The organism is Pseudomonas cedrina subsp. cedrina (assembly GCF_001983175.1).
In the GTDB taxonomy this organism is placed as follows: domain Bacteria; phylum Pseudomonadota; class Gammaproteobacteria; order Pseudomonadales; family Pseudomonadaceae; genus Aquipseudomonas; species Aquipseudomonas cedrina.
Genome location: NZ_MNPW01000012.1, coordinates 31,607 through 46,957, shown reverse-complemented (window position 1 = coordinate 46,957; position 15,351 = coordinate 31,607). Strand labels below are relative to the sequence as shown.

Annotated in this window: 8 protein-coding genes; all 8 read left to right on the top strand. The window is 62.1% G+C overall.

Going from position 1 to position 15,351, the window contains the following annotated elements; genetic code table 11:
* Nucleotides 1-16: 16 nt before the first annotated feature.
* The 8 genes from treZ to BLL36_RS22940 all read left to right on the top strand — a co-directional run bounded on the left by treZ (nucleotide 17) and on the right by BLL36_RS22940 (nucleotide 15,314).
* Entirely contained in the window at nucleotides 17-1,768 is a 1,752-nt protein-coding gene (gene treZ / locus BLL36_RS22975; protein WP_076953858.1) for a malto-oligosyltrehalose trehalohydrolase, read from the top strand.
* The gene (malQ, locus tag BLL36_RS22970) at nucleotides 1,765-3,849 is read left to right on the top strand and encodes a 4-alpha-glucanotransferase (protein ID WP_076953857.1); all 2,085 of its coding nucleotides are present in this window, start codon (nucleotides 1,765-1,767) and stop codon (nucleotides 3,847-3,849) included. The genes treZ and malQ overlap by 4 nt, the downstream gene beginning before the upstream one ends.
* Nucleotides 3,846-6,596: a malto-oligosyltrehalose synthase gene (locus tag BLL36_RS22965; RefSeq protein WP_076953856.1), complete on the top strand. Its 2,751-nt coding sequence runs from the start codon at nucleotides 3,846-3,848 to the stop codon at nucleotides 6,594-6,596. The genes malQ and BLL36_RS22965 overlap by 4 nt, the downstream gene beginning before the upstream one ends.
* A 23-nt stretch (nucleotides 6,597-6,619) precedes the next feature.
* Entirely contained in the window at nucleotides 6,620-6,901 is a 282-nt protein-coding gene (locus BLL36_RS22960; RefSeq protein WP_076953854.1) for a DUF2934 domain-containing protein, read from the top strand.
* A gap of 133 nt (nucleotides 6,902-7,034) precedes the next feature.
* A complete protein-coding gene (glgX, locus tag BLL36_RS22955; protein WP_076953853.1) occupies nucleotides 7,035-9,194 on the top strand; it encodes a glycogen debranching protein GlgX in 2,160 nt (719 codons plus the stop codon).
* 216 nt (nucleotides 9,195-9,410) lie between these two features.
* Nucleotides 9,411-10,172, top strand: coding sequence for a PIG-L deacetylase family protein (locus BLL36_RS22950; RefSeq protein WP_076953851.1), 762 nt, complete (start codon nucleotides 9,411-9,413; stop codon nucleotides 10,170-10,172).
* Nucleotides 10,173-10,422: 250 nt separating this feature from the next.
* On the top strand, nucleotides 10,423-12,936 hold the full coding sequence (locus BLL36_RS22945) for an autotransporter family protein (protein WP_076953849.1): 2,514 nt from the start codon (nucleotides 10,423-10,425) through the stop codon (nucleotides 12,934-12,936).
* 224 nt (nucleotides 12,937-13,160) lie between these two features.
* Entirely contained in the window at nucleotides 13,161-15,314 is a 2,154-nt protein-coding gene (locus BLL36_RS22940; protein WP_076953847.1) for a TonB-dependent siderophore receptor, read from the top strand.
* Nucleotides 15,315-15,351 lie beyond the last annotated feature (37 nt).

Sequence of the window (15,351 nt, the reverse complement as noted above, 5' to 3'; positions counted from 1 at the left end):
AGAGAGGTTTTTATAGATGCCTTTACGGACTCTGGAAACCTGGCCCCACGGCGCAATCATGCTGGACGCGCAACACACGCGTTTCGCCTTGTGGGCGCCAGATGCGTTTTATGTCAGCGTTGAATTGGAAGGGGGCAAATCGGTCGCCATGCTGCCGCAGGCAGAAGGCTGGTTTGAAACCGAAATAGCGTGCCCGGCGGGCACGCGCTACCGCTTCAATATCGACGGGGAAAAAGATGTCCCCGATCCGGCGTCCCGGGCCCAGGCCTCGGACGTGCATGGTTGGAGCGTGGTGGTCGACCCGCTCGCCTACCAGTGGCGCAACGCTCATTGGCAAGGCCGCCCATGGCACGAAGCGGTCATCTATGAGCTGCATGTCGGCGCGATGGGTGGCTACGCCGGCGTCGAGAAGCACCTGCCACGCCTGGCCGAGCTGGGCGTCACCGCGATCGAATTGATGCCTTTGGCGCAATTTCCCGGTGAGCGCAACTGGGGCTATGACGGGGTCCTGCCCTACGCCCCCCAAGCCTCCTACGGTACGCCCGAACAGCTCAAGCACCTGATCGACAGCGCCCATGAGCATGGCCTGGCGGTGATCCTTGACGTGGTCTACAACCACTTCGGCCCCGATGGCAATTACCTGGGCCAGTACGCCAAGGGTTTCTTCCAGGAAGACGTGCACACCCCGTGGGGCGCCGGTATCGACTTCAATCGTCGCCAGGTTCGGGATTTCTTCCTCGATAACGCGCTCATGTGGCTGCTTGAATACCGCTTCGACGGCCTGCGCCTGGACGCGGTGCATGCCATCGACAACCCGGACTTTCTCAGGGAGCTGGCCCACCGGGTCCGCGAGCAAGTGGACGCCGGCCGACACGTGTGGCTGATGCTGGAAAACGAGCTTAATCAGGCCAGCCTGCTGCAGGACGATCGGGACTTCGACGCGCAATGGAATGACGACTTCCACAATGTCATGCATGTGTTGCTGACCGGCGAGACCGACGCGTACTACAGCGATTTTGCCGAGGAGCCTACGGCCAAGCTTGCACGTTGCCTGGGCGAAGGTTTCATCTACCAGGGTCACACCACGCGACATGGCCATGAGCGTGGCGAACCCAGTGGGCACCTGCCACCGAGCGCCTTTGTGGCGTTCCTGCAGAACCATGACCAGATCGGCAATCGGGCCCTGGGCGAGCGCCTGCACCAGCTCTGCCCGCCCCAGGCCTTGCAGGCGGCGACCGCCCTGCTGCTGTTGTCGCCGATGATTCCGCTGATGTTCATGGGCGATGAATCCAACTCCGGCGAGCCTTTCCTGTTTTTCACCGACCACCATGGCGAACTGGCCGAAGCGGTGCGTGAAGGCCGGCGCAATGAATTTGCGGATTTCGCCGCCTTCAAGGACCCGCAGCGACGCGAGCGCATCCCCGATCCGAATGCCTTGGCGACGTTCCTGCAGACCACGCCTACTTTTACCGAGAACGAGCACACCCAGCTCTACCGCCACCTGCTGAGCCTGCGCCACCAGCACATCGTGCCGCACCTGCCTGGCAGCACCACATTGGGCGCCGAGGTGCTGGCCGACGGCGCGGTCAGTGCGCGCTGGCGCCTGGGCAACGGCAGCCTGTTGCAGATTGATCTGAACCTCAGCGCTACGCCCCTGGATCGTCCCGCGACGCAACATGTCCTGTTCGAAACGCCTGTCAACGATGGCGCACACCTGCCGCCTTTCAGCGCCCGCGTTACTTTATTCCCTGTTGGAGAACACCCTTGAGCGAAGCGAACCTGGAAATCCTCGCCAGCCGAGCGGGACTGGCCGTCGATTGGATCGACGCAAACGGCCGCCCGCAACGAGTGAAACCCGACGCCCTGCGCGCCGTTCTCAAAGGCCTGGGCCACCCGGCCGACACTGACGCCGAGATCGACGCCAGCCTGCACGAACTGGAGCAGGAACAGCAGAACAAAGTCCTGCCACCCTTGATGACCATCGACAGCGGCGAAAGCCTGGACCTGGCGCGTTACTTCGAACCCGACACGCTGTGCCGAGTCAGCCTTGAGAATGGCGAAACCCTGGAACTGCGGCTCGATGGCGACGCCGTCCTGCCCGGCATTATCGCCCTGGGCTATCACCAGGTGCATATCGCCGACCAGACCTTCACCCTCGCCGTCGCGCCTGCCCACTGCTACAGCGTGGCCGAAGCCGTCGACACCCAACCCGCGCGTGCCTGGGGCCTCAGCGCCCAGCTCTATGCCCTGCGCCGCCTGGGCGATGGCGGCTTTGGCGACACCCTGGCGCTGGAACACCTGGCGCGCTCGGCCGCCGAGCGCGGCGCGGATGCCCTGGCGATCAGCCCGATGCACGCGATGTTCAGCGCCGACACCGGGCGCTTCAGCCCGTATTCGCCCTCGAGTCGGTTATTCCTCAACAGCTTGTACGCCTCGCCGGGCTGCATCCTGGGCGAGCGCGAAGTGCGCAACGCCATCGAAGCCATCGGCCTGACCGATGAGCTGCACGACCTGGAGCAGCACAGCCTGATCGACTGGCCTACCGCCGCCAACGCCAAGCAGCGCCTGTTGCGCGCACTGTATGAAGACTTCCGCCACGGCCATCACCCGCAACATGCCGATTTCCTGAGCTTCCGCCAGGCCGGTGGCGAAGCCTTGGAAAACCATTGCCGTTTCGAAGCCGTACAAGCGGCGCGTGCCGCCGCCGGTGAAAGCCTCGACTGGCGCCACTGGCCCGGGGAGTGGCGTAGCCCGCAGAGCCCGGCACTGGCCAGGTTCGCCGAAGAAAACCCCGATGAAATCGGTTACTACGCCTTCAGTCAATGGCTGATCGCCCGCTGTCTGGAGCGCGCGCAACAAGCCGCGCGCGGCAGCGGCATGGGCGTCGGTCTGATCGCCGACCTGGCCGTGGGCGCCGACGGCGGCGGCAGCCAGGCCTGGAGCCGCCAGGATGAATTGCTCGCCGACCTGACCGTGGGCGCGCCACCCGACATCCTCAACCGTGCCGGCCAAGGCTGGGGCATTTCCGCTTTCTCCCCCGAAGGCCTCAAGCGCAACGGCTTTCGCGCGTTCATCGAAATGCTGCGCGCCAACTTCGCCCATGCCGGCGGCCTGCGTATCGACCATGTGATGGGCTTGCAGCGCCTGTGGGTGATGCCCATGGACGCCTCGCCGCAGGACGGCGCGTACCTGTATTTCCCGGTGGATGACCTGCTGCGCCTGCTCGCGCTGGAATCGCACCGCCACCAGGCCATTGTGCTCGGCGAAGACCTGGGCACCGTGCCGGATGGCCTGCGTGAAAAGCTCATCGCCCGCTCGATCCTTGGCATGCGTGTGTTGCTGTTCGAGCAAGACCACGAAGGCCGGTTCAAGCCGATCCTCGACTGGCCCGACAATGCGCTGGCCACCACCAGCACCCACGACCTGCCGACGCTCAACGGTTGGTGGCACAGCCGCGATATCGACTGGAACGTCCAGCTCGGCCTGATCGATGCGCCCACCGTGGAGCAATGGAGTGAGCACCGCCTGCGCGAGCGCCAGGCGCTGCGCCAGGCCTTGAGCCAGGACCCGCAGAACTTCGTCGAAGAAATCCGCAATGAAACCGACCACATGATCGACGCCAGCGTGCGTTACCTCGGCCACACCCGTGCACCGCTGGTGTTGCTGCCGCTGGAAGATGCGCTGGGCATCGAGGAACAAGCCAACCTGCCCGGCACCACCGACACTCACCCCAATTGGCGCCGCCGCCTGCCGGGGGAGGCCTCCAGCCTGCTCGACAATGCCGGCGCTGCCCGCCGCCTTGAGCTGCTGGCCGTCGCGCGTAACCAAGCCTATGAGCGTGACCGATGAAAGCACTGCCCCTGCGCGCTACCCAGCGCCTGCAATTCCATAAAGGTTTTACCCTCGATGATGCGGTGCCGCTGGTGCCGTATTTCGCCCAGCTCGGCATCAGCCACCTGTATGCCTCGCCGCTGCTCAGCGCCCGCGCCGGTTCCATGCACGGCTACGACGTGGTCGACCCGACCACCGTCAACCTGGAGCTGGGTGGCGAAGCCGCCTTGCGCCGCCTGGTGGCGGCACTGCGTGAGCACGACATGGGGCTGATCCTCGATATCGTCTCCAACCACATGGCCGTGGGCGGTGCCGATAATCCCTGGTGGCTGGACCTGCTGGAGTGGGGCCGGTTGAGCCCCTACAGTGAGTTCTTCGATATCCAGTGGCATTCGCCCGACCCCTTGCTCAAGGGCCAATTGCTGATGCCGTTCCTCGGCAGCGACTACGGCGAAGCCCTGCAGAACGGCACGCTGACCTTGCATTTCGATGCCAGCCACGGTGCGTTCTACGTCGAGCATTACGAACACCGTTTCCCGATCTGCCCACGGGATTATGCAGCGATCCTGGGCACTGGCGACTCGCTCAAGCCCCTGGCCGACCAGTTCAGCGCCCTCGCCTACCAGGACGACGCCTACCATGAGGCGGCGTGGCTCAAACAGGCATTGGCGGAACGCGCCACCGAAGTGCTGCCCGCCATCGAACAGCGCCTGACCGAGTTCGACGGCCGCCAGCCGGAGGGCTTCGAACGCCTGCATCAACTGCTTGAACAACAGGCCTACCGCCTGGCGAGCTGGCGCACCGCAGCCGACGATATCAACTGGCGGCGCTTCTTCGATGTCAACGAACTGGGCGGCCTGCGAGTCGAGCGCGGCGCCGTGTTCGAAGCCACCCATGGCAAGATTTTCGAACTGATCAGCGAAGGCCTGGTGGATGGCCTGCGCATCGACCATATCGACGGTCTGGCTGACCCGCGCGGTTACTGCCGCAAGCTGCGCCGCCGTGTGGATTCGTTGTCGCCGCAGCGGCATTTGCCGATCTTCGTCGAGAAAATCCTCGGCGAAGGCGAAACCCTGCGCAAAGACTGGAAAGTGGATGGCACCACCGGCTATGAGTTCATGAACCAGCTGTCGCTGTTGCAACACGACCCGAACGGCTTTGCGCCGTTGGCCGAGCTGTGGACCCGCCACAGCGAACGGCCTTCGGCGTTCATCGAAGAAGCACGGTTGGCGCGTCAGCAGATCCTCAATGGCTCCCTCGGCGGCGATTTCGAAAGCGTGGCCCAGGCCCTGCTGCAAGTAGCGCGCGACGATGTGATGACTCGCGACATGACCTTGGGCGCCATCCGCCGGGCTCTGCAGGAATTGATCGTGCACTTCCCGGTGTACCGCACTTACATCAGCGCCCGTGGCCGCAGCGCGGACGACGATAAGATCTTCCGCCAGGCCATGGAAGGCGCGCGCACGACCTTGAGCGAAGGCGACTGGCCGGTGCTCGAGCACCTGGAGAAATGGCTCGGCGGCCAGCCTTGGCGCGATCGCCCGGTGGGCCGTGAGCGCAAGATCCTCAAGCATGCCTGCGTGCGGTTCCAGCAACTGACCTCGCCCGCCGCCGCCAAGGCGGTGGAAGACACGGCGTTCTATCGCTCGGCGGTCTTGCTGTCGCGCAACGACGTTGGCTTCAGTACCGAGCAGTTCAGCGCGCCATTGGCCGAGTTTCATCAGGTCAACAGCGAGCGCCTGCAGGCGTTCCCGGACAACCTGCTGGCCACCGCCACCCATGACCACAAGCGCGGCGAAGACACCCGCGCACGCCTGGCCGTGCTCAGTGAATGCGCGCCGTGGTACGTCGAGCAGGTCGAACAGTGGCGCGCCCTCGCCGCGCCGTTGCGTACCGATGCCAACGCGCCGTCGGCCGGCGATGAACTGATCCTCTACCAGGCGTTGCTGGGTAGCTGGCCGCTGGACCAGGACACTGACTTTGACGGGTATAAACAGCGCCTGTGGCAATGGCAACAGAAGGCGTTGCGCGAAGCCAAGTTGCAGAGCAGCTGGAGCGCGCCCAACGAGGCCTACGAACAGGGCGTCGAGGCCTTCCTGTCACGGTTGTTGCTCAGTGACGAAGGCCAGGCGCTGCGTACCGCCATCGGCGACGCCGCGCAGGCCATCGCGCCGGCCGGCGCGCTCAATGGCCTGGCGCAATCCTTGCTTCGCATCACTGTGCCGGGCGTGCCGGACCTGTACCAGGGCGACGAGTTCTGGGACTTCAGCCTGGTGGACCCGGACAACCGCCGCCCAGTGGATTTCAGCGCACGGCAACAGGCGCTGAACACGCCACCGGACCTGGGCGAGCTGCTGTTCAACTGGCGCGACGGGCGTATCAAGCAAGCGCTGATTGCCCAGGTGCTGGCCCTGCGCAAGGCCCACCCCGAGGTGTTCCGCAGCGGTGCCTATACACCGCTGGAAGTGGTCGGCAAGCACGCCGAACGGGTGGTCGCATTCTGTCGCGAACATGAGGGCAAACGCCTGTTGGTGGTGGTACCGCGCTGGTCGCATGAGTTGCTTGAAAACGGTGTGCATCCGCAGATCAATGCGCAGGTTTGGGGCGATACCCGGGTCAAATTACCGTTCGCCGTGCCAAACCAAAACTGGAAGGGACTTTTTCACACAGGCGCAGTCACACCAGACAAGGAGCTATCGATCAGCGCTGCCCTGGGGGATTTCCCGGTCAATGTCTTTATCAATTCTGATGATCAAGAAAGCTGAAAATTTCTGCGAGGAGCATTGTGATGAGTACTGAAGACAAACGCATACGCGAGCTGGCGCATCAGATCTGGGAATCTGAAGGCAAACCCCATGGTGAAGATGCTCGCCACTGGGAGATGGCGCGCAAACTGGCCGAAGCAGAAGCGCTTACGCCAAGCAAGCCAAAGGCTGCGGCCAAGCCGAAGACGGCGCCCAAGTCGCCTGCCGCCAAAGCGCCTGCCGCAAAAGCCAAGCCTGCGCCTGCGAGCAAACCGACTCCGGCGCCGGCCGCTAAAAAGCCGGCGGCGAAAAAGCCCAAACCCTGACCCTCGTTATTTCATAGCCCTCCTGCCGACGCCGTCGGCAGGAGGGGATTCTGTTTTTGATACCGATCAGCTGACTTTCCGTCGGCAGGGCCCCGTTCGGCCCGAAGATTTTCCCCTTCCAGGAGCAACATTCATGAGCAAACCCCATAAGACCCCAGCGACGCCGGGCGGCGAACCGTCACGGGTGCGTGAAGGTTTACCGTTCCCCCTCGGTGCCACCTGGGACGGCCTGGGTGTCAACTTTGCCCTGTTCTCGGCCAACGCCACCAAGGTCGAGCTGTGCTTGTTCGACGACACCGGCGAAGTGGAGCTTGAGCGTATAGAGCTGCCGGAATACACCGACGAGATCTTCCACGGCTACCTGCCCGACGCCCACCCCGGGCTGATTTACGGCTATCGCGTGTACGGTCCGTATGACCCGGCCAACGGGCATCGCTTCAACCACAACAAATTGCTCATCGACCCCTACGCCAAGCAACTGGTGGGCGAACTCAAATGGTCCGAGGCGCTGTTCGGCTACACCATTGGCCACCCGGATGACGACTTGAGTTTCGATGAACGCGATAGCGCGCCCTTCGTACCCAAATGCAAAGTCATCGACCCGGCGCACACCTGGGGCAACGACCAGCCTGTGCGGGTGCCGTGGGACCGTACGATCATTTACGAAACCCACTTGCGCGGCATCAGCATGCGTCACCCTTCGGTCGACGAGGCGGTGCGCGGCACCTGCGCCGGGTTGATGGAAGATGACGTGCTCAAGCACATCCGCCAGTTGGGGGTGTCTTCGGTTGAGCTGCTGCCGGTGCACGCCTTCGTCAACGACCAGCATTTGCTGGAAAAGGGCATGACCAACTACTGGGGCTACAACAGCATTGCGTTTTTTGCCCCGGACCCGCGCTACCTTGCCAGCGGCAAGATCGCCGAGTTCAAGGAAATGGTCGCGCACCTGCATGAGCAGAAGCTCGAAGTGATCCTCGACGTGGTCTACAACCACACCGCCGAGGGCAACGAGCGCGGCCCCACACTGTCCATGCGCGGTATCGACAACGCCTCGTACTACCGCCTGATGCCGGACGAGAAGCGCTTCTACATCAACGATTCCGGCACCGGTAACACGTTGGACCTGAGCCACCCGTGCGTCCTGCAGATGGTCACTGACTCGCTGCGCTACTGGGCCACGGAAATGCACGTCGATGGCTTCCGCTTCGACCTGGCAACCATTCTCGGCCGCTACCGTGACGGCTTTGACGAGCGCCACAGCTTCCTCGTGGCCTGCCGCCAGGACCCGGTGTTGCGCCAGTTGAAAATGATCGCCGAGCCCTGGGACTGTGGCCCCGGCGGCTACCAGGTGGGCAATTTCCCACCGGGTTGGGTGGAATGGAACGACCGTTTCCGCGACACCGTACGTGCGTTCTGGAAAGGCGACGACGCACAATTGGCCGATTTCGCCGCGCGCATGACGGCTTCGGGTGAGATGTTCAACCATCGCGGCCGCCGCCCCTACAGCTCGGTCAACTTCATCACCGCGCACGATGGGTTCACGTTGCACGACCTGGTGTCGTACAACGACAAGCACAACGAAGCCAACGACGAGAACAACCAGGACGGCAGCAACAACAACCTGTCCTGGAACCATGGCGTCGAAGGCCCGACGGACGACCCGGAAATCAACGCACTGCGCCTGCGCCAGATGCGTAACTTCTTCGCGACGCTGCTGCTGTCCCAAGGCACGCCGATGCTGGTGGCCGGTGACGAATTCGCCCGCACCCAGCACGGCAATAACAACGCCTACTGCCAGGACAGTGAAATCGGCTGGATCAACTGGGACCTGGACGAGGACGGCAAGGCCTTGCTCAAGTTCGTGAAACGCTTGATCAAGCTGCGCCTGGCCTACCCGATCCTGCGTCGTGGCCGCTTCCTGGTGGGCGACTACAACGAAGATATCGGTGTGAAGGACGTCACTTGGCTGTCGCCGGACGGCTCGGAGATGAGCACTGAACAATGGGAAGACAGCAACGGCCGCTGCCTGGGCATGTTGATGGATGGTCGCGCCCAGGAAACCGGGATTCGCCGGCCCGGCGCCGATGCCACGCTGCTGCTGGTGGTCAATGCCCACCATGACGTGGTCAATTTCCGCTTGCCGCCGGTGCCTGAGGGTGAGTTCTGGACCTGCATGCTCGACACCAATGAGCCCGCCGTGCGCGGCCAGGAACGCTTCGATTTCGAACATGAGTACGGCGTCACCGGCCGTTCGCTGTTGCTGTTCGAACTGCAGCGTGAAGACGAGGCGTGACATAAAGCAGTATGGCAATGACATTCAGGCACGCCGTCTGAAAAACGGCGTGCCTGAATGTCAAAGGCCGCATCCTTGTCTATGCTGAGAATGCCTTGCCGGCACTCCAGAGTTGGAGCGGCAGGCAACCACTACGGCGGAGCCTGTGGTGAATACCAGCGAGTCGAGCCGCCCACGCGACACGGCCCAGTGTTAACCGACAAGGATGTGACACCCATGAAGCTTGCTTCCTTAAGCGACGGCCGTAGCGGCCCAGCGCAAATCTGGAACAGCGCCCCTCAACTGGCGCAGATTCCCCCCATCACCCCTTCCTCATTGGTGCCCCCAGGCGCCCGCGTGGTCATCATCGCGCCCCACCCCGGCGATGAGGTCCTGGCCTGTGGCGGCCTGCTGCAATTGCTCAGCACGCTGGAACACCCGCTGAAACTGATCTCCATCACCGATGGCAGCGCCAGCCATCCCGGCTCCAGTGTCTGGCCGGCCAGCCGCTTGAGCGTGGTGCGCCCCCAGGAAAGCGTCGAGGCCCTGCGCCGCCTCGGCATGCCCTTGCACAGCCTGAAGTGGATCCGTGGCGGGTTCTGCGATAACGCCCTGGCCGCGCGGGAAGCGCCACTGAGTCAATTCATCGCGCGCTACCTGCAGCCCGGTGATGTGGTGTTCAGCACTTGGCGCAACGACGGCAATGACGACCACGACAGTGTCGGTCGCGCCAGTGCCAGCGCCTGCAACCTGGTGGGCGCGCAACTGCATGAACTGCCGATCCGGGCCTGGCACTGGCCCGCCCGCGAAGCAGCGCTCATCCCCTGGCACCGGGCGCGCAAGGTGCGCCTGGACACCTGGAGCGTGGCGCGCAAACTCCACGCTGCCCATGCCTATGCCAGCCAGTTGGCCGGTGACCCGCAGATCGGTTTGGCGCCGATGCTGGCCCAGGTGTTGCTGGAGCGCATGCGCGAGCCTTATGAGATTGTGCTGTCTTAAAACCAGACTCGTTTTGTACCTGTTATTTCTGACAGTAGCGGTCTGGGCAACGGCTGGCTATGGTGGAAAAAGTACTGCACGGATTCAGGTGCAGTCGAGAAAGCCATGCCAACCCTTTGCATTGGCCGGTGTTTTCAGAAACGGGTAACCCGCTGTCCCCTGATCCGTATCGCGCGTCACGTTGTCATGGTTTGGTCCGCGCCTGCCTTTGCAGGTGCCGGGGCAATGCTCCTTCACATGAGGACGGATCATGCGCGTAAGCACGCTTTCCTGGTTTTACCTGCTCGTAATGGCCGTGTGGCCGCCGGCTTCTTACGGGGCCTGCACGATCACCAACACTGCGGGTGATGACACCTCCACCTGCAACAGCGCCACCGCGCCGGGCTTTACCGACACGGGGGGCAATAACACCCTTGATATCACGGCGACAGGCCAGGTCATCGATAACGTGACCTATGGTGCCGGCAATGACCTGGTGGATATTAATGGGCCCAGCGCGGGGATCATTGGAGACCTCAACCAAGGCGACGGCGCAAATATCTTTCGCCTCAACCTGGGCAGCGTTACCGGGTCCGTCGATCAGGGCTCGGGCGCGGACGTTGTGCAGATATCGGGCGGTCAAGTAGGCGCCGTCAGGCAGGCAAGCGGCATCGACAGCTATGCCCAGAGTGGCGGTACTGTCTTATCCGTGGCCCAAGGCGACAACCGCGATAAGTTTTTCATGAGTGGCGGCACCATTTTGACCTTCTTCGAGGATGGCGACGAGGCCACCATGACCGGCGGCACCATCGGCCGCGTCGACATGAAGCTCGATGACAACGTCTTTTTAATGTCGGGAGGACGCATCATCGGCAACATGGTTGCCGGCTTCGGTAACGACTTCTTCCGAATCTCGGGCAACGCGTTTGTGGGCGGCAATATCAGTGTAAGTGGTGGTGACGATCAAGTGATCATCGAGGGTGGCGACGTCAACGGGCAGACGCTGCTCAGTTTCGGCAACGACAGTTTCATCTGGACGGGCGGAAACCTTCACTCGTTCGTGTTGATGGGCGCGGGTGACGACACAGCCTTGCTGCAGAACCTGGTCAATTCTCAACTGGCGGCGGCTCAGTTGGTCGATGGTGGCCTGGGCAACGACACATTGACGCTGGATAGCACCAAGGCCGACGATCCGGGCCTGTTTTCCAATTGGGAAGCCATCCAACTGCACAACTCGCATCTGAAACTGGGCGGCACGCTGGCGCTGGGTGACAGCGCGACCGGCACGGGCGTTCTGAGCCTGGATGGCACGAGCCAGTTACTCGTCGATACGGGTGTAATCACTTCTTCCACTGCTGGCGAATTGGTCGACGTCAATAACAGCGGCGTCATCAATATGACGACCGGCAGTTCGAGCGCCAACGATACCTTGCTTATCAATGGCAATTACACCGGTGAAGGCGCTGTACTTGCGCTGCAAACGGTATTGGGCAATGACAGCTCCGCCAGCGACAAGCTTATCGTCAACCAAGGCGTGATCAGCGGAAGTACCGCCATCCAGATCACCAACCTGGGCGGGACCGGGGCGGCAACGACCGCGGACGGCATCCGCGTGGTGGATGCACAGAACGGCGCGACCAGCAGCAGCGGCGCGTTTTCATTGAATGGAATCGCAGCGGCCGGTCCGCGCAATTATTACCTGTATCGCGGCGGTGTCAGCGCTGGTACAGAGGACAGTTGGTTTCTGCGCTCTGAAACCCCCGTGGAAGGGCCCGTCACCCCACTGCCTGCGCCAAGCAGCCCCCCGTTGCCAGCAGCCACGATTCGCCCCGTGCCCTTTATTCGCCAGGAGGTTTCGCTTGCGGCGACGGTCTACCCGGCTGCTCAACAGCTCGTGCGCAACGGCCTCGGCACCTTTCATGAGCGCGTGGGAGAACAAGGCAGGCAGCGAGACATGCGCGCTCCGTCAGGTTGGGCACGCGTTTATGGCGGTAGCAGTCGTCAGGATCTTGCCGGTGACTTGAGCACTTCGCTGGACAGCTCGATACGCGGGTATCAAGTCGGCACGCCTGTTTTTTCAAGAGTCACCGACGCCGGCAATACCCAGCACCTGAGTGTGTTTGTGGGGCAGAGTCGACTCAAGGGCAAGGTCAAGGGCCTTGTCGATGGCATGCCGGACAGGGACGCCGGCGACATCACGCTGCGCGGCACCAGTGTGGGGCTTTCCGTTACCCATATCTCGCCGGATGATACCTATGTGGATGTCGTAGGGATGCATACCCGACTTAGCGGCAACAACGAGTCGGAACGCGGTATAAAGATGAAGACCAAGGGCAATGATCTGGCATTTTCGGTGGAAGTCGGCAAACCGCGTGCAATTACTCCAAATTCGAAAATCGAGCCGCAGTTCCAAGTGATCTGGAACCAGACGAAACTCGATAGCCAGAATGACCCGTTTTCCAGGGTTTCGTATGACGCCGATTCCCAACTGACCGTCCGCGCAGGCGTACGCGCCAGCGGCGACTACATCATCCAGGACCTGCCCGTCAGCCCTTATGTTCGCGCAAACGTCTGGCATACCCCGCGTGGCAACAGCACGGTGACCTTCAACGCCGAGGATTTCGATACCCAACGCAAATCCACCACGCTGGATCTAAGCCTGGGAGCGACGGCAATGATAGCGCGAGGCGTCAGCCTCTACGGGGAAGTGAGTCACAATCAGAGCCTCGACAGCCAGGCTGTCAGGGGCACACGGGGCACGCTCGGAGTCAGCGTCGATTTCTAGGGATGGGTTTGTATCGCAGCGGGCGAAGAGCACGCTGCGATACACCTTCGCGGCGCTGGACGTATTCAATAATGGCGATCTGCCAAGCCTGTTCAATGTGAAAAATTCGTTAACTAATTCTCGCTAAAGGCTTTTTCCCAAAGAAACAATCTGCCAGACTGATGCGAATAATTATCAACACCTTTATTATTTGCCACGGAGGGCACTTGGGGAGAGTCAATTACATGTCTGTGCAACATCGTAGCGGCAACGGTTTTTCACCCAGCTTGGTGGCGCTGGCTGTCTGTCTTGCAACCTCACACGCAGCGTTTGCCGCTGACGCTGAAAAAACTGCCCCCCTGGAGCTGGGGGCTACCCAGATCAGCAGTGAACAACTCGGCCAGACCACCGAAGGCACGCAGTCGTACACCACGGGCGAGATGGCCACCGCCACCAAACTGCCCCTGACCATGCGCGAGACGCCCCAGGCCGTTACGGTAATCACCCGCCAACGCATGGACGACCAAGCCATGACCAGCGTCAACGACGTGGTCAAGAACACGCCCGGCCTGTTCCTCAGCCAGTCCAGCGGTCCCGGACGGCAGACGTACAGCTCGCGCGGCTTCAATATCGATAACATGATGTTCGACGGCATCCCCAGTTCCTATTCAGGCTACGCCAACAGCGTGCAGCCCAATTTGGCGATGTTCGACCGTGTGGAGGTGATTCGTGGCGCCACCGGCCTGGTCACCGGCGCCGGCAACCCTTCGGCGGCAATCAACTTTGTGCGCAAACGCCCCACCGCCACGCCGCAGGTGTCGATCACCGGTGCCGCTGGCAGTTGGGACGATTATCGCGGCGAATTCGACGCCTCCAGCGCCTTGAATGACAACGGCACCCTGCGTGGCCGGGTGGTGGGTTCATACCGGGACGCCAACAGTTTCCGCAAGGGTGAAGAAAGCGACCACGGCCTGTTCTACGCCATCGGCGAAGCCGACCTCAGCGAAGACACCACGGCTACCCTGGGCTTCTCGCGCCAGGAAGACCAGACGAACTTTTTCTGGGGCGGCTTGCCCCTCGGCACTGACGGCCATCACCTGAACCTGCCCCGCTCCACCAACCCCGGCTCCGACTGGGAAAACAAAAAGCTGACCATCGACACCGTATTCGGTGATATCGAGCACCGCTTCGACAACGGTTGGAAACTCCACGTCGCCGGTTCTTCATCACAGTTGGACGGCGTGTTCACCGGCACCTACCAGTCACGCTACCAGACCACCCTGGCGCGTACCGCCTACCAGTCTCACCAGGACGACAAGCAGTATGGCCTGGACACCTTCTTCAGCGGGCCGGTCGAAGCGTTCGGCCGCACCCATGAAGTGGTGGTGGGCACCAGCAAACGCATCTACGACGCTACGTCCAAGGAATTCAGCCCCTACGACACCAACTACCCGCTCAATGGCGCGAAGCCGAACTTCGTGCGTGACGGCAAAGGTCATAGCATCACTACCCAGGATGGCGTGTACCTGACGACCCGTCTGAACCTGGCGGACCCACTCAAGGTGATCCTCGGTGCCCGCGTGGACTGGTACGACTACGATGACCGCCAGGGCGACGGCGACTACAAAGTTACCCGCAACCTCACGCGCTACGCCGGGGTGATCTACGACCTGAACGACCAATACTCGGTGTACGCCAGCTACACCGACATTTTCACGCCGCAGACAAGCCGCGATTTCTCGGACAAGCCGCTGCAGCCTATCGTTGGCGAAAACTACGAAGTCGGCATCAAGGGCGAATATTTCAACGGCGCGCTCAACGCCAGCCTGGCGGTGTTCCAGATCGACCAGAAAAACCGCGCAACCCAGCCCGACAGCCAGGTAGGTTGCCCGATCACCGCCTGTTACGAAGCGTCTGGCCTGGTGCGTAGCCAAGGTATCGACCTCGAACTGCAGGGCGCTCTGACCGAAAACTGGCAAGTCGGCGGCGGCTTCACCTATACCCGCGCGCACTACATCAAGGACACCAAGCCGACCAACGACAACCAGCGTTTCGACACTGACACCCCGGAGCGCCTGTTCAAGCTCTCCACCTCATACCGTTTCCAGGGCCCGCTGGAAAAACTGCGCATCGGCGGCAACGTCTACTGGCAGAGCCGCATGTACAACGACGTGGTACTCGCCAACAGCACCACCTATCGCCTGGAACAAGGCAGCTACGCGGTTGCGGACGTGATGGCCGGTTACCAAGTGAACAAGCACCTGGACCTGCAGTTGAACGTGAATAATATCTTCGACCGCACCTACTACTCGGCAGTCGCTACCAGCCCGATCTGGGGCTCCACCGACACCTACGGCAACCCACGCAGTGTTGGCGTCACGGCCAAGTACAGCTTCTGAGCCGGTACATACCCATCAACGGCTACCCTCCCAGGTA

Bases quoted from the DNA above. Each gene is read 5' to 3' on its own strand.
- treZ (WP_076953858.1), top strand. From the start codon at position 17: ATGCCTTTACGGACTCTGGAAACCTGGCCCCACGGCGCAATCATGCTG.
- BLL36_RS22965 (WP_076953856.1), top strand. From the start codon at position 3,846: ATGAAAGCACTGCCCCTGCGCGCTACCCAGCGCCTGCAATTCCATAAA.
- BLL36_RS22960 (WP_076953854.1), top strand. From the start codon at position 6,620: ATGAGTACTGAAGACAAACGCATACGCGAGCTGGCGCATCAGATCTGG.
- glgX (WP_076953853.1), top strand. From the start codon at position 7,035: ATGAGCAAACCCCATAAGACCCCAGCGACGCCGGGCGGCGAACCGTCA.
- BLL36_RS22950 (WP_076953851.1), top strand. From the start codon at position 9,411: ATGAAGCTTGCTTCCTTAAGCGACGGCCGTAGCGGCCCAGCGCAAATC.
- BLL36_RS22945 (WP_076953849.1), top strand. From the start codon at position 10,423: ATGCGCGTAAGCACGCTTTCCTGGTTTTACCTGCTCGTAATGGCCGTG.
- BLL36_RS22940 (WP_076953847.1), top strand. From the start codon at position 13,161: ATGTCTGTGCAACATCGTAGCGGCAACGGTTTTTCACCCAGCTTGGTG.